The 16,125-nt window shown below is 38.7% G+C and carries 17 protein-coding genes and 1 riboswitch; of the genes, 6 read left to right on the top strand and 11 right to left on the bottom strand.

The features are described from left to right. Positions 1 to 159: 159 nt before the first annotated feature. A complete protein-coding gene (locus AKG39_RS14065) occupies positions 160 to 756 on the top strand; it encodes a hypothetical protein (protein ID WP_050741044.1) in 597 nt (198 codons plus the stop codon). 139 nt (positions 757 to 895) lie between these two features. Next, the gene (locus AKG39_RS14060) at positions 896 to 1,126 is read left to right on the top strand and encodes a hypothetical protein (RefSeq protein WP_050741043.1); all 231 of its coding nucleotides are present in this window, start codon (positions 896 to 898) and stop codon (positions 1,124 to 1,126) included. Positions 1,127 to 1,234: 108 nt separating this feature from the next. Here the strand turns inward: AKG39_RS14060 and AKG39_RS14055 are convergent, their stop codons facing one another. From AKG39_RS14055 to AKG39_RS14030, 6 genes are all read right to left on the bottom strand, one after another. Further along, positions 1,235 to 1,921, bottom strand: coding sequence for a chitobiase/beta-hexosaminidase C-terminal domain-containing protein (locus AKG39_RS14055; protein ID WP_115028385.1), 687 nt, complete (start codon positions 1,919 to 1,921; stop codon positions 1,235 to 1,237). Positions 1,922 to 2,052: 131 nt separating this feature from the next. Beyond that, positions 2,053 to 2,754 carry a molybdopterin-dependent oxidoreductase gene (locus AKG39_RS14050; protein ID WP_160316198.1) on the bottom strand — a complete coding sequence of 234 codons (702 nt, stop codon included), beginning with the start codon at positions 2,752 to 2,754 and terminating at the stop codon, positions 2,053 to 2,055. 230 nt (positions 2,755 to 2,984) lie between these two features. Further along, a complete protein-coding gene (locus AKG39_RS14045; RefSeq protein WP_050741040.1) occupies positions 2,985 to 3,251 on the bottom strand; it encodes a late competence development ComFB family protein in 267 nt (88 codons plus the stop codon). A gap of 90 nt (positions 3,252 to 3,341) precedes the next feature. Further along, the gene (locus tag AKG39_RS14040; protein ID WP_050741039.1) at positions 3,342 to 4,331 is read right to left on the bottom strand and encodes a sensor domain-containing diguanylate cyclase; all 990 of its coding nucleotides are present in this window, start codon (positions 4,329 to 4,331) and stop codon (positions 3,342 to 3,344) included. A gap of 264 nt (positions 4,332 to 4,595) precedes the next feature. Further along, the gene (locus tag AKG39_RS14035; protein ID WP_050741038.1) at positions 4,596 to 5,294 is read right to left on the bottom strand and encodes a P-II family nitrogen regulator; all 699 of its coding nucleotides are present in this window, start codon (positions 5,292 to 5,294) and stop codon (positions 4,596 to 4,598) included. Next, entirely contained in the window at positions 5,284 to 6,774 is a 1,491-nt protein-coding gene (locus AKG39_RS14030) for a DUF1538 domain-containing protein (protein ID WP_050741037.1), read from the bottom strand. Before AKG39_RS14030 ends, AKG39_RS14035 begins: the two co-directional genes overlap by 11 nt. An 892-nt stretch (positions 6,775 to 7,666) precedes the next feature. Here AKG39_RS14030 and AKG39_RS14025 point away from each other — a divergent pair. Continuing rightward, positions 7,667 to 8,221 (top strand): helix-turn-helix domain-containing protein, encoded by a 555-nt coding sequence (locus tag AKG39_RS14025; RefSeq protein WP_050741036.1) that lies wholly within the window; start codon positions 7,667 to 7,669, stop codon positions 8,219 to 8,221. Between the two features lie 16 nt (positions 8,222 to 8,237). Next, on the top strand, positions 8,238 to 9,116 hold the full coding sequence (locus AKG39_RS14020) for an MBL fold metallo-hydrolase (protein ID WP_050741035.1): 879 nt from the start codon (positions 8,238 to 8,240) through the stop codon (positions 9,114 to 9,116). 310 nt (positions 9,117 to 9,426) lie between these two features. Here the strand turns inward: AKG39_RS14020 and rlmD are convergent, their stop codons facing one another. The 5 genes from rlmD to AKG39_RS13995 all read right to left on the bottom strand — a co-directional run bounded on the left by rlmD (position 9,427) and on the right by AKG39_RS13995 (position 14,292). Next, positions 9,427 to 10,791, bottom strand: a complete 1,365-nt coding sequence (gene rlmD / locus AKG39_RS14015; RefSeq protein WP_050741034.1) for a 23S rRNA (uracil(1939)-C(5))-methyltransferase RlmD — start codon at positions 10,789 to 10,791, stop codon at positions 9,427 to 9,429. A gap of 34 nt (positions 10,792 to 10,825) precedes the next feature. Beyond that, positions 10,826 to 11,209: a metal-dependent transcriptional regulator gene (locus AKG39_RS14010; protein WP_050741045.1), complete on the bottom strand. Its 384-nt coding sequence runs from the start codon at positions 11,207 to 11,209 to the stop codon at positions 10,826 to 10,828. Next, positions 11,190 to 13,118: a YgiQ family radical SAM protein gene (locus AKG39_RS14005; protein WP_050741033.1), complete on the bottom strand. Its 1,929-nt coding sequence runs from the start codon at positions 13,116 to 13,118 to the stop codon at positions 11,190 to 11,192. The genes AKG39_RS14010 and AKG39_RS14005 overlap by 20 nt, the downstream gene beginning before the upstream one ends. 34 nt (positions 13,119 to 13,152) lie before the next feature. After that, on the bottom strand, positions 13,153 to 13,932 hold the full coding sequence (gene cobS, locus AKG39_RS14000) for an adenosylcobinamide-GDP ribazoletransferase (RefSeq protein WP_050741032.1): 780 nt from the start codon (positions 13,930 to 13,932) through the stop codon (positions 13,153 to 13,155). A gap of 84 nt (positions 13,933 to 14,016) precedes the next feature. Then, positions 14,017 to 14,292 carry an HPr family phosphocarrier protein gene (locus AKG39_RS13995; RefSeq protein ID WP_050741031.1) on the bottom strand — a complete coding sequence of 92 codons (276 nt, stop codon included), beginning with the start codon at positions 14,290 to 14,292 and terminating at the stop codon, positions 14,017 to 14,019. A 166-nt stretch (positions 14,293 to 14,458) separates the two neighbouring features. On the opposite strand from AKG39_RS13995, the gene AKG39_RS13990 reads away from it, so the two are divergent. Both AKG39_RS13990 and AKG39_RS13985 read left to right on the top strand, forming a co-directional pair. Beyond that, the gene (locus AKG39_RS13990) at positions 14,459 to 14,674 is read left to right on the top strand and encodes a DUF1858 domain-containing protein (RefSeq protein WP_050741030.1); all 216 of its coding nucleotides are present in this window, start codon (positions 14,459 to 14,461) and stop codon (positions 14,672 to 14,674) included. A 129-nt stretch (positions 14,675 to 14,803) separates the two neighbouring features. Continuing rightward, positions 14,804 to 14,976: riboswitch (Lysine riboswitch) on the top strand. 91 nt (positions 14,977 to 15,067) lie between these two features. Continuing rightward, the gene (locus AKG39_RS13985; protein ID WP_050741029.1) at positions 15,068 to 16,066 is read left to right on the top strand and encodes an aspartate-semialdehyde dehydrogenase; all 999 of its coding nucleotides are present in this window, start codon (positions 15,068 to 15,070) and stop codon (positions 16,064 to 16,066) included. The last annotated feature ends 59 nt before the right edge of the window (positions 16,067 to 16,125 follow it).

Here is a 16,125-nt window from a genome sequence, read left to right as displayed (position 1 = left end):
CTTTTCAGTTGACAAACACACGTTAGCCCAATTTATTGTAATTTAATATCTCTATCCTATCAATATTTCTAATGGTTTTCATTGTTTTTGTCGATATTATGATCAAGGATATAAAACATTTGCTGTAATTGTATCTTAAAATGATTAGAGGAGGATCTCATGAATATCAAACCAATGGATAATAACACCATTATCACTCAAAAAGCTCAAACAAAAGGTTCATCTCAAACCAATGACGTTTCAGAAAACACTAAAGGGACTGAAAATCTCAAGGACCAACAAACAAGGGTTGATACACTTGAACTTGGGAATTCCCAAAAAGAAGACACCGGGACATATACAATTGATCGAAAAAAGCTCAATGAAATCAAGCAGGATTTTACGAAAAATACTGAATCATTTAAAAAAATGGTTCGACTTATGCTTGAAAAGCAAGGTTCAAAAACAAATGAAATTCTTAAAAACTTAAGTGAAGGAAAAGAAGCTACTATCACAGTCGATTCTGAAACACAAGCTGCTGCACAGGAAGCTGTTTCCGATCAAGGGTATTGGGGTGTCACCAGCACAGCCGGTCGGATTATAGATTTTGCAAAAACTATATCCGGAGGCGATAAAAGTAAAATTGATCTTTTGCGAAGTGCTTTTAAAGAGGGGTTTGAAAAAGCAAAAGAAGCATTTGGTGGAGAACTCCCTGAAATATCACAATTAACCTATGACAAAGTTATGGAAGATTTTGAAGCTTGGGAAAAGGAATAAAAACTGAGCTAGACAGCCTATTAATTTCACCTTATTACTCTTGAAGTTCTATCTCTTTACATTCAACCTCCAGCCATGTTATACTACCAAAGTCGGGCTAACCTGACCTTGGTAGTAATAACTAAGAGGAGATAGAATTATGAGCAAACTTGATGATTTAAATGATTTGGAACTTAAAAAGAAATTAGAGAATTTAGTAGAAGAACTGAAAGATATTGAGAACGAACGCAGTTTTCTATTCAAGCAGTCCGGTATGCATGTATCCAGTTCCAAGATAGCTGCACAAATGGCAGATTTTGATACTGAAGCCCAGACTGTCACTGAACGGATTGCTGAATGCATTGAAGAAATCAAGCATCGCGGTTTGTAAATATGATTTGAGACCTGTAATCATTAAAATTACAGGTCTTTTTATATGTCTTTCTTTGTTCTGAAGGAGCAAACATCAAACAAACCATTTTAGTGCCATAGGCAGTTTTTAGTAAACATTATTCAGAAAATCATGGATCTCATCATCAGAATCTTCATTTAAATCATTATTGATATAGTAAAATCCCTCAATATAGCTTTGAGAAAGATTATTCGGATTAACTTCCATATAAAGTGTTGTACTCTTAGGTGATATTCCTCCGGATTCTATACCGGTTAAATAAATATAACCGGCATAACCCCCGTTTTCAGGATAGATCGAATAGTAGGCAGTATATGCATCACCATAACCTTCAGGACTTATTTCTGTATAAGTCATGGAGCCTGTTATCGAATTGATGGGATAAAATGAAAAAACGCCCGTCGAATTATCAGGAAACTGTGTAACCCACATGCCTGCAATCACTCCCATGAATTGGTCATAAACATCTGCTGTTTCACCATTTCCCGGATTGGCCTTATCTGGAATATAAGTGCTTGTTTCAGAGTCAATAGTATAAACTGCGGTTTCAACTTTCGATTTTTTTCCAGATCCGTCTACTGCAATGCTTTTTAATGTGGTTGTTTCATCAATAATTATGGGTAATATATACACTGTTGACTGAGTGTCCGGCTGGCTGCCGTCTGTAGTATAATAGACAGTAATATTATTCGCTTCCGGATCGTTGATTGCCACTGTAACAGCTGCTGTATATATGCCTTCTTTAATTGAATAGGAAGGCGGTTTAACGCTCATAAAACTAAAAACACAGCCCGACAAAAAAAATGGTAACAACAGCGTTAAAATAACCAGAAAATTTTCATGCTTTCTCTTCACTATCTTCACTATCTTCCTTTCCCTATCATTTTTTAGCCATTTATCGAACGCTAATTATTACCAATATTTGCGTCATTGGGATATCCTAAATTCTCCCAGTAACCTTTGTATTGCACATCATTCGAGAGCTCAATTTCGTTAACCCAACGGGCCCATTTATAACCAAGTTTTTCCTCCGCTACTACAATAAACGGAAAGCCCATTGATTCTGGCAATGTGATTCCATTGGACGAATAAGCCAACAACATATCCTTGTTTTCAATGGTTTCCAATGGAATAGACGTTGTATAACCGTCTGCGCAGTGAAAAATGACCACCTTTGCATCCTCACTGATTCCTGCATCGTCGATGAGATCCATAATCCTGACGCCCTTCCAGAGAACCCTGGCATTCCAACCCTCCACACAATAGAGTATAATTAATCGCTCGAAACTTTCTTTTTCCAATACCTGATCGTAGCTGAAAGTCACAGGATTATTAACCAGTCCCGTGACTTTTAATTGATAGTCATTCACATCGACCTGTTGAATTCCGGAAATGGAATTATCTCGGGGGCCAACCGAAGGATCGAGTCGAATTCCATTGTACTCCCTTATTTCCATTTCTTTATAGCGGTTTTCGGTTGCTTCAGTAACCGAATCAACTGATGCATTATTATTGTTATTTATTGAGAACCAATCATTCATGCTGCCAAAATAGAATACCAGAACAATCACCGTAACGACAGCCGCTAAATAAATGTATCGTCGCATCATCATACCTTCCTTCTCAAATAATTATGAAATTAATTTTGAATAATTCTATCAAAATCAGACCCAAATCATAGGTATTATTAATTGATTATTACCCAAAAACAATTGCTGTCACCAAAAACTAAAATGGGATGCAACTTTTTTTTGCTTTTTTATAAAAAAAGCTCCTGAAAATGCCATTTCAGGGCATTTTCAGGAGCTTTTTCATATGTACTCAAAGCAGCAATGCCTTATGAGTCATGTCTTGGATTATGTGAGACAATCTCAATGGCCTTGGTCAGTTCATTTGCCAGATCTGCTTTATATTGAAATGTCATTTCTTCAACTTTTGAATAAAGTAATCCCTCACGTGTAACAAAATATGTCGGGGTGAGATGGTTTAATGCGATTGCTTTTATATCTTCAATGCACATTTGACAGGTGCAAATATCAGGATAACTCTCAATTAGGTGAGGTAAATAATTATCTATAACGTCTTCCATGTAATTTTTTATCATTTATTCCCCTTTAAATTAAACATATTTTACTATGTATCCAAATTATAATCTCTTTATATTCAAATTTTCTCTTCCAATTACTTTAATCGATCAACTATCATTTAATTCTTTATTTCGAATCAAGTATTTTTTTGCCATATTAAAGATATCACCAATAGATTCCGACTCTTCATATTTTGTGGAAAATCCAAAAGATACAGATAGTTTTATGGATCTGATCTTCTCTTGATCCAAGCTTCTTTTAATTCGATCAATCGCCCGTTCAACTTTGGCACCTTCTGTTCTAGGCATAAGAATAACAAATTCGTCTCCTTCCAAACGAGCAACCACGTCATCCCCTCTACATCCATTATTAAGAATCTGAACGCTCTTCTTAATATAACTATCTCCCACTGCCTGTCCATACTGACTATTTACTAAATCCATATTATTAACATTTACTAAGATAATTGACAATGGATAATAGGATTTCTCATCAAGCCGGGTTAATTCTTTTTCATAGAACTTACGATTGTATACGCCGGTAAGCTGATCACAAAATGTCAGCGACTCAATCGTATCCTGGTTTTTTCTTTCTTCAAGTAATTCTTTTAAAAATTGCTTCTTTTCTGAGATATCCTGAATAAAACAAACTAAACCAGTAATTTCCCCATTGCTTTTTTTTATTGGAGCCCAATGATTCTTTCCAAGAACAATGGTTGTATTGTTTTCGTCATATTCTTCAATTGACGAAAACTGTTCACCTGATAAAACACGATCAAAAAAGCTCTTCATATTTGCCCATTCTTCATTATCCTCAATCAAATCAAGAATTTTCATCCCAATGGCAATATTTTTACCCCATTGAGCTTTTGCCATGTCTTTGTGGCGATTGTTAAAGCTTAAATAGCGATATTCAGTATCCAAGCCAAAAATCATAAATTCATGAGTTGTTTCAAGGATTGTCGTTAAAAGACTATTTGCAAGTTCCAATTTTTCTGATAAAGTTGAAATACACTCTTCAAAAAAATGATCGTTTTTTCTTTGTCGATTATCTTCATTCATTGTTTTGATATTAATTGTTTTATTGTTATTCTTCACTAAGACTCTTTCCTCCCAAAACTAATTTAATTCCACATCCATGCCAAATTAAATTCACCTTCGATTTAACCTTATTTTATAAGAATCAAGCAACACTTTCTATATTGTAACATTTCCATGCCTAACCTTCTACTTTTTTCGTCTCAAAATTAGTGTGATTTAAATAAAATTTTTAACCTGAAGGATATTTGACATAAAAGGAAGCATATTTTCTTAGTATTGACCAGGTAAAAGAATATTGCCATCCATCTTATCTTTTGAATTTTATAGTCCTTGTCTTTTGCCTTCTTTTGATTCTTCAAATAATCCATAAGTATTATTAATTCCAATCGTGAAAATAATTCCTTTCCCTGGTTCATCCAATTTTATTTCACTAAGAATGGAATTTACAATGGATTCGGTTTTCTTCGTCTCAGTAATCACCATCACGATCTCTTTTTCAGGCTCTATATCCATAGCGAAAATCTTTCTGTACTCATGGATTCCCGATCCCCTTGCATTGATGATGGTAGCACCATTTGCACCTCCATTTTCTGCTGCACTAACAACAGTTTCTCCCATGCCTCTGTCAACAACTACAAAAATGCCTTCATACATTGTTCTCTCAACTCCTCTCGTTTCATAAGCTTTGTTGTACTTACAGTTCCTTACACCAAGAAAATTATTCAGCGATGTTGTGATTGCAATCCCATGATTGGGTTTGTGAAATTTGAATTTCTCGCTGATCACTTCAGCAACTGTTTTTATTTTATTTTCCTGGGCAATCATAAGCACCAGCTCCGTTCTTTCATCGCAAATATCTAAAAAATCCGATATGCGGCAATGGGCAGTTCCTTTACCCAGAAAAATAGTACCCCCGGATATGCCATATTTTTTTGCCAGATGTAAAACCTTTGAACCAATACCGAAGTTTACCATTGCAAGCAGCATTTCGTAGGTTCTTTCCTCTATATTATTCTCCATTTTTGTCGATTCCTCCCTTGACCGATTTTATTTTAAAAATCAATCCCATGATTTGCAAAGCGATAATCGGCATTAATGCAACCATAGCAATCACTCCAAAGCCATCAATAAGAACATTGGCCCCTTCAATGGATTCCGCCGCCCCTTGTGCGAATGCCAGAATAAATGTTGCAGTCATTGGCCCTGAGGCCACGCCTCCTGAGTCAAATGCCATACCTACAAAGAGCGTTGGAACAAGATAGCTAAGGATAATGGATAAAAGATATCCAGGTAGCAAATAATGCCAGAGTTGTATTTCCGGCACCACAATTCTTAACATCGATAATCCCACGGCCATTGATACGGCAATGGCAAACGTCCCAAGAACTACCTTTCGTTGAATATAGCCACTTGTCACGTCCTCAATTTGCTTTGTGAGAACGTAAACTGCCGGCTCTGCAAGAATCACCACTAGGCCAAGCAGCGACCCAATAGCTACAAGAATGAACTTGTTGTCCATACTTCCAATTTTGTATCCCACAACTGTGCCCACGTCCATGAAACCTGCATTTACCCCTGTGAGAAAGAGCACCAAACCCAGAAGCGTATACAGCAGACCCTTGAGTATCCTTCTCAAAGACCGTTTCTTCAGCTTAAATGATATCAACTGAAAAACGAGAAAGATCACTAGGATAGGGATCAATGCAATGAAAACCTCATAGAGCATGACTGGTAGTTTTTCCAAAAATGGAGCCAATACCGAAGAAGATTGTGAAGCATCTGCGGCAAGGTTTCCGGATATGTTTTTCGTTCCCTTTAAAATGCTCATGACCATCACGGCAAGAATCGCGCCGGTTGATGCAATGCCAACAAGACCAAAACTATCTTCTTCCGAGGCGGTCCCTTTTTTAAGTGCCGATATTCCCAATGCCAGTGCCAGTATAAACGGAACCGTCATTGCCCCGGTAGTTGCTCCTGATGCGTCGAAAGATATTGCCAGAAATTCCGGGGATGTGAATAATGCCAAGACAAAGATTATGATGTAAAGACCTGTAAACAGCTTATTTAATGGCTTATTATAAATAATTCTGAAGAATCCAAGGGTCAATAATAGGGCAATTCCCATGGATACTACCACCACAATACTGGTTTTGGAAATCAGGCCCGTGGTTACCGCCGCCACCTGTCCTGCCAAAATATGAAGGTCCGGTTCGGCTACTGAAATGAAGAACCCCAATATGATCCCTGAAACGCCAACAACCCAGATTTTATTGCTTTTTGCAATGGCGTTTCCCATAAGACTTCCGATGGGTGAAATTCCCAGATCAACCCCAAAGAGAAAGATAGTCAACCCAACTACAATAAACAGGGCTCCTAAAAGAAAGCGATACAGAATATATGATTCAAGGGGAACAATAGTAAAATGAAGAACCACCACAATTAGTGTAATTGGCAGTACCGACGCTAAAACTTCTTTGAATTTGTTAATTAGTATATTCAAAAATACAACTCCTTTCGTATTCTTTATTTTCCTGGAATGTATTAAACTAAATTAAATCCTATAATTTCCATCATCACACCAAGAATTCCAAAGAGCACAGTGTTCAATGTACCGGAACGATTCCCTGCAATAACAGTTTTCAGGTTTCTCCGGTTGGCAATGCATTGAAACCACTTATCCCAATTTGTATTTTGTATTTCCCAGCGAAGAAAGTACTTTTGCACGATAAATTGAACTTTCACTGGTATATTTACTATTCCTATAGCGAAATCATATCAGAATGAATCATTAAAAACAACCAAAAAGACACAATTATAAGTAAGTTCTTAGTAAATCCTCTAGCTGTTACATTTAATCATTTTGCACTTCAAGGAAATAAAATAGGTATGATACCTATGCCCGCCAGCTATAAAATGAGAAAAGAGAACGAATACTACAGCTACTTCTATCAGTTTCTATGCCAATACACTCACTGCTCGTATTGAAAAATATCTCAGTGAAAATTCTTATGATAAAGAAAACGAAAAAATTGTTGAAATGTTAAATCAAATGAAAAAAGTCTTTATTTGATAGTGAAATTGGAAGTCTAGATAAAAACTAATTTGTTAAAGGAAAGTTCATAAGAAAATATTTAAACTTAGGCTTTTTTGACGAACAATAAATAAATTTAACCGGACAGGTTTAAAAACTTGTCCGCTTAAATTTTACATCTCAAAAACCTGCCCGCCAATACTTGCATAAGGACTGTATATTCCGACCGGTGAACAAGTTTTGATTGTTATTTTTCTTAATCAAAAAAATTATTAAAAATATCCGGGCATCACTTGCAGTATCTATTGAATATGCTATAATAATCAATTATAATAATATAACATATTTAAGGAGGGATATAATGACTACACCCATTCCAAGCATAGGAGAAAACCTGAAGAAAATACGTACCAGCCAAAATCTTACTCTGGATGAAGTGGCGAAGATCACTACTGTCAGCAAGCCGATGCTGGGACAAATTGAGCGAGGGCAGTCGTACCCGACTGTCAATACGCTCTGGAAGATCGCAACAGGGTTGAAGGTTCCTTTATCTTCGTTTTTACGAAACAAGCAGGCGGAATATGCCGTCGCAACTTTGCAGGCGAAAGACGTTATTGTTGAGGATAACGGGCGTATGAGGGCATATTCGCTATTCGCCTACGATCCTGTAAGAAATGTGGAAACATTCTATATTGAGTTTGATCCTGGCTGCAATCACTGCTCAGAGAAGCATCTGGACGGTGTTGAGGAATACATTTTAGTTCTAAAAGGCAAGATGGAGCTTGACTTGAACGGAAAAACCATCTCGGTTGAGGAAAAGCAGGCGCTTCGTTTTAGTGCAGACACGCCGCATGCCTACAGCAATCCCTTTGAAGAAATTTGCACGGTCTACAATATGATTTTCTATCCATACTGATAAGGAGGTTACAGCAATGTATGAACTGGTAAAGATCGGAAGCAATAGCTATTATATTAATTGCCCCGCGAAAATCGGGCTTTATGTGGATCATGATAATGAGGTCTATCTGGTAGACAGCGGAAGCGACAAGGATGCGGGAAGAAAAGTACGTCAGATCCTGGAGAAGAACAACTGGTACCTGAAAGCGATTCTGAATACCCATTCCAATGCTGACCATATTGGGGGGAATAGATATTTGCAACATCAGACAGGCTGTAAAATCTACGCACCGGGAATCGACTGCGACTTTACGCGCCATCCTCTGTTGGAACCGTCCTTTCTGTATGGAGGCTATCCGCCCAAGGATTTGCGGCATAAATTTCTGATGGCCCAGGAGAGCGACGCGGAATATCTAAATGCGGAGGTGCTGCCGGATGGTATGACCATGCTCCCCTTGCCGGGGCATTTTTTCGATATGGTTGGATACCGGGATGCGGACGATGTGGTCTATCTGGCGGACTGCCTGTCTAGCAAAGAAACGCTGAAAAAATATCAGATCGGTTTTATTTATGATGTTGCGGCCTATCTCAATACACTGGAAATGGTAAAGACGCTGGAAGCCTCCATGTTTGTTCCTGCCCACGCGGAAGCCACAAACGATATCTCACTGCTCGCCCAGCTCAACATTGATAAGGTACATGAGATAGCGGAAAAGATTCTGCTGCTCTGCAGGAAGCCGCTCTGTTTTGAACATATCCTGCAAAAGCTGTTTAACGAGTACGGTCTCACGATGAATTTTGAGCAATATGTCTTAGTGGGCAGCACAGTTCGTTCTTATCTCGCGTGGCTAAAGGATACGGGGAAAATTAATGTAAATTTTGAAAGCAGTCTGCCGCTGTGGTCAAACACCTAAAGTTGAGCGTGAAAACTATATTGAATTAACATTATTACATACCCACTACACTCCAGAATATCCTTACAAATAAACGGTGAGTGGTTTTTAATTTTTATATATGAATTTATTTGTAAAGTCATATCTTAAAAAGCAACAAGAAACTTATGTTACAGCTTTGAGAAAATCATTGGGCGAATAAAATAAGCATTGCACGGGCCAAAATCGACCCTTTTGACCGATTCCCACAAAGCAATAATTGATCTGTTTTTACATAATAAAATTATATCACAAAAAACAAAAAGCCCAGTATTACTGGGCTTCACATTCTTTATTTTTCTCGTGACATCAATACTACTGTCTCAACATGTCCGGTGCCTGGGAAGAGATCCACCGGCTGTACTTCTAAAATTCCATAACCCAAAGTGATCATGATTTTTAAATCCCGGGCCAGGGTAGATGGATTACAGGATACATAAATAACCCGTGGAGTCTTCAGATCACCAATGGCATTTAAAAGTGTTTCTTCACAGCCTTTTCGTGGTGGATCCAGAACGATCAAATCTGGCTTAATGTTTTCATCCTTGGCAATACGGGCCATTTCTTCATCCGCTTTACCGTGAAGAAACACTGCATTGTCAATCTGATTAAGTCCGGCATTTTCCCGGGCATCTAGAACCGCATCCCCAACGCTTTCAATTCCAATGACTTCCTTTGCTTTATCTGCAATATAAAGACCGATGGTTCCGGTACCGCAATAAAGGTCAAAAACTGTTTCCGTTCCTTTTAATGCCGCCATTTTCTTAATGACGTCGTAGAGTTTCACCGTTTGTTTTGAATTCACCTGAAAGAATGAATTCGGCGAAATTGAAAACATGAGATCGCCTATTTTTTCAACGATTCTGGGAACACCATGGATACAAAGGCTTTTTCTGCCAAGAATTACATTGCCCTTTTCGCGATTGATATTCACAAAAATACTTTTAACATTGGGTATTCCTGCGAGGATCGCATCCACAATGGCGGGTCTTTGGCTAAGATCTCGCCCATTAATGATAATGGTGATCATGTTTTCACCTTCAAGGTTGGTTCGATGTAAAATACCTCTAATGTATCCCTTATGAGTTCGTTCATCATAAATACTGAGGTTCAAATCACTGATCATAGCGTTCATGGTACGAATCACGTCAGCCGCACTTTCCGGTTGATTCAGGCAATCATCAATATGAACTAGGTTATGGGATTGTTTGGCATAGAATCCCATTCCGTTTTTGTCGACTTTGAACTGAGCTTTATTCCGATAACGGGTTGGATCTTCCATGCCGATGATTGGATTAACTGCAATATCCTTCAGGCCCCCGATTCTTTCCAGCGCATCCCCGACCATTTTTGATTTCACTCGAAGCTGCCCCTCATAACTCATGTGTAAAAGCTGACAGCCCCCACATTGTTCAAAATATTTACATGCAGGTACAACACGCTCCGGTGCATTTTCGATGATGTTCAGGAGTCTTCCCTGGGCATAGGTCTTTTTCACATTTTTGATTTCGACTTCCACCGTATCTCCCGGAAGACCTCCTTCAACAAAAACGATCATGTTTTCAATCCGTCCAAGTCCTTCACCGCTGTGGGTGATATCAATCAATTTCATGGTGTATTTTTCACCATTTGCAATTATTTTATTGTTTTCGTTCATTATTTTATCCTTAATAAATTTATTTTTCGACTTTTTATTTTTTACTGTTTTTTAAACATGCTTTTATTTTTTCAAAAGTTTCATCACTGATAATATGCTCAATGGCGCAGGCATCTTCTTCTGCAATTTTTGAAGATACCCCAAGGATAGTGACCAGAAACTGGCTGATAAAACGGTGTTTTTCATAAATAGTACAGGCAGTATTCATCCCGGAATCCGTTAAGAATATTTGTCCGTAACGCTCATGATCAACGTATCCAAGGGCTTTGAGTTTTCTTACCGCATCATTGGCGCTGGCTTTACTCACATTCATTTTCAATGCAAGATCTGTGACCCGAACACCTTTTTTATTCTTTTCATACTCCAGGTAGATGGTTTCGATATAATCCTCAATGGATTCACTTAATTTTTTTTCCATTTTTTTGTTTTCTTTTTCCTCCACTTTTCTGAGCATTGGGGGTTTTACCTTTAGTATCCGTTTTCTTATGACTTACTGTTTTTTCATGAATTAACGCCTTTTTATCAGACCCGATGAGATCTTCCCGATAGGCTTTTGTCAGGGCTTCATGAACCAGTATATAGTTTTCTCGCTTATTATATTGTACCAGGGCCCGCTGCATATTCTTTTCCCGACCCATCGGTACATAAACAGTTTCCTTGGTCAGAGGATTCACGCCGGTATAATACATTGCAGTTGCCACACTTCCGGGTGTTGGATAAAAATCCTGTACCTGCTCTGGAAAAAATCCCATATCGCGGATATATTCAGCCAGCTTTATGGCATCTTCAAGTTTACACCCGGGATGTCCGGTAATAAAATAAGGCAGAACATATTGATTTTTCCCAAGCCGCGCATCAATTTTCTTAAAATCCTTGACGAAAGTTTCATAAACCTTAAATGAAGGTTTACCCATATGCCGAAGCACTGTTTCTGACACATGCTCCGGAGCCACCCTTAACTGCCCGCTCACATGATATTCAACCAGTTCCTGAAGAAAGGTTGTATCCTTTTCCAAAGCTAAATAATCATAGCGAATGCCTGAACGGATAAATACTTTTTTGATACCCGGTATTTTCCGCACGGCCCTCAGGGTTTCTAAATAGGGACCATGACGACTATCTATTTTATCACAGGGTTCAGGAGAAAGACACTCTTTGTTTTTACAGTACCCATGAGTTTCCTGCTTTTTACAGGCCATATGACTAAAATTCGCGGTTGGCCCGCCAATGTCATGAATATACCCTTTAAAATCCGGGTCATGCATCATCCGCCGGGCTTCTTTTACAATGGAGCCCTTGCTGCGCATTTGAACATATTTCCCCTGATGAATGGCCAGGGCACAAAAATTGCAGTTCCCAAAACACCCGCGGTTGGCGGTGATGCTGAACTTGACTTCGGCCAAGCCCGGTATATCACCTTTTGCCTTGTAGGATGGATGGCTCTGATAAGTAAAAGGCAGGTCATAAAGTGCATCAAATTCGTTCTGACTTAAAGGCATTTGCGGCGGATTTTGTTTGAAATATCGGTTCCCGCTCTTTTGGAAATAAGCCCAGGGCTCAAAGGCATTGTTACTATGATAAATAAGTGCTGTCGCCTCAACGTATTTGTTTTTATCTTCAATAACCTCTTCCACTGACGGTAATACAATGGCGTCTTCCAACTCCGGTTCTTTCACAATAACGGCCGTTCCTTTAATATAGGTCAGTAATTCCACGGAAATCCCGGCATCCAAACCCTCAGCGACTTCAATAATCGCCTTTTCGCCCATGCCATAAACCAGAATATCTGCCCTTGAGTCAAAAAGAATGGGTCGTCTTACCTTATCCTGCCAGTAGTCGTAATGGGCAAAACGCCGCAAGCTGGCCTCGATACCACCAATAATCAGAGGCGTATCAGCGAAAAGCTCACGAACTTTTCCACAGTAGACAATGGTTGCGCGATCCGGTCTGAGGCCAGCTTCGCCCCCAGGTGAATACACGTCTTCTCGCCTACGCTTCTTATTCACTGAAAAATGATTAACCATGGAATCAAGGTTACCTGAGGTTACCAAAAAACCAAGTCTTGGTTGTCCCAGTTTTTTAAAATCCTCATCCCCACGCCAATCCGGTTGAGCAATAATCCCAACTCTAAAACCTTTTGATTCCAGAACCCGTCCGATAATGGCGGCTCCAAAAGAAGGGTGATCCACATAAGCATCGCCGGTGATAAGAATAAAATCACACTGATCAATCCCCTGCTCCTTCATTTCAGCTTTGGACATGGGCAAAAAATCCTTGCTCGACGCTTGTTCCGGCCGGTCATTTAGTTGATTTGTTGTTTTTTTCATTCAATTCCTTTCTTAAAAATCAAGGTGAAAGCTATTATCCGAAAAGTGTTCCGGGAATAAGAAGCATTGGTGCTGGAAAGTTTATGATCATTACACTGAATATCACCAGAAAAAACACCTGATTAAGCTCAATAGTCATACCGATAGTATCTCCGGTCATACCGCCAATTTTTTTTTGCAGATTCAGCATTAGCAATAGTCCGGGAATAGAACTTAAAACAACCGCAATAAACCCTACATAACCTAAAATAACCGTTGCATAAACCAGAACTGCCACGAGATAAATGACGAAATGGTGAAGCTTCGTCATTTCAACAAAGCGTTTACCAAGTCCGCCACCGCCTGGTGCATAGGTTGAAAAACAGGTTGACATAATAGCGGCCACCCGTCCAAACACAGGCATGATTAAAAGCACCATGCTGTACTCCGGCAGTACCACAGTGAAACTCATCCAATAGGTCATAATTAATAGAATTAAACCAATGGCACCAAAAGCCCCTAAACGGCTGTCTTTCATAATTTCCATCATTTTTTCCCGATCCCTGGCACTGAACAAGGCGTCAGTGGTATCGGCGAAACCGTCAAGGTGAAGACCTCCGGTGAGCCAGATATAAATAATAATCATTAACAGTGCTTGTAATCCCATAAAATGAATCAAAGATACCAGCAGTGAAACCCCATATAGTATCAAACCAATAAAAAGTCCCACAATGGGAATTAAAATCATGCTGTCATAAAACTCTTCATTTGTCACATTGTTTATTTTTATGGGTATTCGTGTAAAAAATGAAATGGCAATTAACAATTTTCGCATTTTTTCTCCAGTATTTTTAAGTATCAAGCCAATAAAATCATACTAATAAAAATAAAGCATGAATTTGCATTCATACTTTATTTCCTAAACTTCGTCGGCAAAATCAAATTTATTTTCAATTAATAATTTCAATTGTTCAACAGCTCTTTTTTCATCATCGCCTGATGCCTCAATCTCAATCTCGTCGCCTTTTTGTACCGCCAAAATCATTACGCCCATGATGCTTTTTGCATTGACCCGTGTCGATTCTTTTTTAATATAGATTTCACTTTTGAAATCATTGGCTCTTTGAACAAAAAGGGAGGCCGGTTTTGCATGTAGTCCCGCTTTGTTGCTAACGACTACCTTTTGAATTATCACATTAATCCACCCCTTTACAATAAAATTCCCCTATTCTACTATTATAGCGCTTAAAAGGAAATTTAGCAAGTTATTGACTTTTTTTCTTTTTTCTTATATAATTTTTTTAAGTTTTAGAATGTATCATAATTAAATTGAGTACTACACTCTTTTTGGAGGTGAAAAAATGAAAGTTACCAAAGATATGGGAATTTTAGATGCTGTAAAAGCATATCCGGATTCAGTCAATGTATTCCAGGCCTACGGAATGCATTGTTTTGGTTGTATGGCAGCACGTTTTGAAAGCATTGAACAAGGGGCCATTGCCCATGGTATCGATACTGACGCATTAATTAGATCCATTAATGATGCTCTGGATGCGGTTGATCTTACAAAAAAGTAAAGATAAAGCGCTTTACTTTAGAAACGCATATCTTTTAAAATATGCGTTTCTATTTTATATTAAGGAACAATTTTAATTAACACTTGAAAAACCTGATTATAATTGTTATAATAGATGGAAATTGAATAGGGTCTCGATAGAGGTGCGGTCTTTATGATTAATTACGCTTGCCATGGCTAATGGAATGAAGCGTCATGAAAGGAAAGTTCGCCGAAGGATTTTGAATTGCCACCAACTTCCTGGGTTTATTGCAAACAGCAATAAAACTGTCATCATTCATTTGATGGAGTGCTATCTAAGAAAATAATGGCGTCTTAATTGAGATGTTCTGTTATTATTTTAGCTGGTACTTTACTGGCTTTTTTTTAATTTATTAAATTTTATGGAGGAATTATGAAATCATATAATGTTGCTGTTGTTGGCGCCACGGGAATGGTTGGTCAAAAAATGCTTGAGGTTCTTGCTGAATTAAAATTTCCGATTGCCAACCTTTATCCCATGGCATCCAAACGTTCGGCAGGAAAAGAAATTTTATTTAACAAAAAAAGCTATGTGGTTCAGGAACTTTGTGATGATGCGTTTGATCAGGATATTGACATCGCCCTATTTTCAGCCGGAGGCGATACCAGCGAACGTTTTTCACCGATTGCTGCAGCAAAGGGTGTGATTGTCATTGATAACAGCAGTGCTTTTCGAATGGATCCAACCGTGCCATTGGTTGTTCCCGAGGTAAATCCCGAAGATTTGGACTGGCATAAAAACATCATTGCCAACCCTAATTGTTCCACCATTCAGGCGGTGGTTGCTTTAAAACCCTTATACGATGCTTTTGGCATCAAGCGCATTGTCTACTCAACCTACCAGGCCGTTTCCGGCTCGGGAGTCAAAGGCTATGCGGATCTGGAACGAGGGATCAAAGGCGAAGAAAACACCTTCTATCCCCACCCCATTGCCTATAATTGTTTGCCCCACATTGATTCCTTTATGGACAATGGCTATACCAAAGAAGAAATAAAAATGGTCAACGAAACCCAAAAGATTTTGCATGACAACAGCTTGCGCATTACTGCCACCACTGTTCGCGTTCCTGTTTATTACGCCCACAGTGAAAGCATTAATGTTGAACTAAAAAATGAATTTAACGTCGATGATGTCAAAACCCTTTACCGCAAAGCCCCGGGAATTGTTCTTGAGGATGATCCTCAAAACAACATTTATCCCATGGCCATCAATGCTGAAAACAAAGATGAGGTTTTCGTGGGACGCATTCGCCGGGATTTCAGTCTGGACAACGGTGTTAATCTTTGGGTTGTTGCCGATAACATCCGTAAAGGCGCAGCATCCAATGCTGTACAAATCGCCTTCGCCCTGATTGAACGCAAACTGATTTAAATCAATTATCTAGGTAATTGCGAAACTACCGTGAGCTTCGCTGCCAGTTTACACGAAAC

This window comes from Acetobacterium bakii, from assembly GCF_001263355.1.
In the GTDB taxonomy this organism is placed as follows: domain Bacteria; phylum Bacillota; class Clostridia; order Eubacteriales; family Eubacteriaceae; genus Acetobacterium; species Acetobacterium bakii.
Note: the sequence above shows the minus strand (reverse complement) of the source record. Positions and strands in the feature narration are given on the sequence as shown.

Excerpts from the sequence above, each read along its gene's own strand:
- AKG39_RS14065 (WP_050741044.1), top strand. The coding sequence starts at position 160 with ATGAATATCAAACCAATGGATAATAACACCATTATCACTCAAAAAGCT.
- AKG39_RS14060 (WP_050741043.1), top strand. The coding sequence starts at position 896 with ATGAGCAAACTTGATGATTTAAATGATTTGGAACTTAAAAAGAAATTA.
- AKG39_RS14055 (WP_115028385.1), bottom strand. The coding sequence starts at position 1,921 with ATGAGCGTTAAACCGCCTTCCTATTCAATTAAAGAAGGCATATATACA.
- AKG39_RS14050 (WP_160316198.1), bottom strand. The coding sequence starts at position 2,754 with ATGCGACGATACATTTATTTAGCGGCTGTCGTTACGGTGATTGTTCTG.
- AKG39_RS14045 (WP_050741040.1), bottom strand. The coding sequence starts at position 3,251 with ATGATAAAAAATTACATGGAAGACGTTATAGATAATTATTTACCTCAC.
- AKG39_RS14035 (WP_050741038.1), bottom strand. The coding sequence starts at position 5,294 with ATGGAGAATAATATAGAGGAAAGAACCTACGAAATGCTGCTTGCAATG.
- AKG39_RS14025 (WP_050741036.1), top strand. The coding sequence starts at position 7,667 with ATGACTACACCCATTCCAAGCATAGGAGAAAACCTGAAGAAAATACGT.
- AKG39_RS14020 (WP_050741035.1), top strand. The coding sequence starts at position 8,238 with ATGTATGAACTGGTAAAGATCGGAAGCAATAGCTATTATATTAATTGC.
- rlmD (WP_050741034.1), bottom strand. The coding sequence starts at position 10,791 with ATGAACGAAAACAATAAAATAATTGCAAATGGTGAAAAATACACCATG.
- AKG39_RS14010 (WP_050741045.1), bottom strand. The coding sequence starts at position 11,209 with ATGGAAAAAAAATTAAGTGAATCCATTGAGGATTATATCGAAACCATC.
- AKG39_RS14005 (WP_050741033.1), bottom strand. The coding sequence starts at position 13,118 with ATGAAAAAAACAACAAATCAACTAAATGACCGGCCGGAACAAGCGTCG.
- cobS (WP_050741032.1), bottom strand. The coding sequence starts at position 13,932 with ATGCGAAAATTGTTAATTGCCATTTCATTTTTTACACGAATACCCATA.
- AKG39_RS13990 (WP_050741030.1), top strand. The coding sequence starts at position 14,459 with ATGAAAGTTACCAAAGATATGGGAATTTTAGATGCTGTAAAAGCATAT.
- AKG39_RS13985 (WP_050741029.1), top strand. The coding sequence starts at position 15,068 with ATGAAATCATATAATGTTGCTGTTGTTGGCGCCACGGGAATGGTTGGT.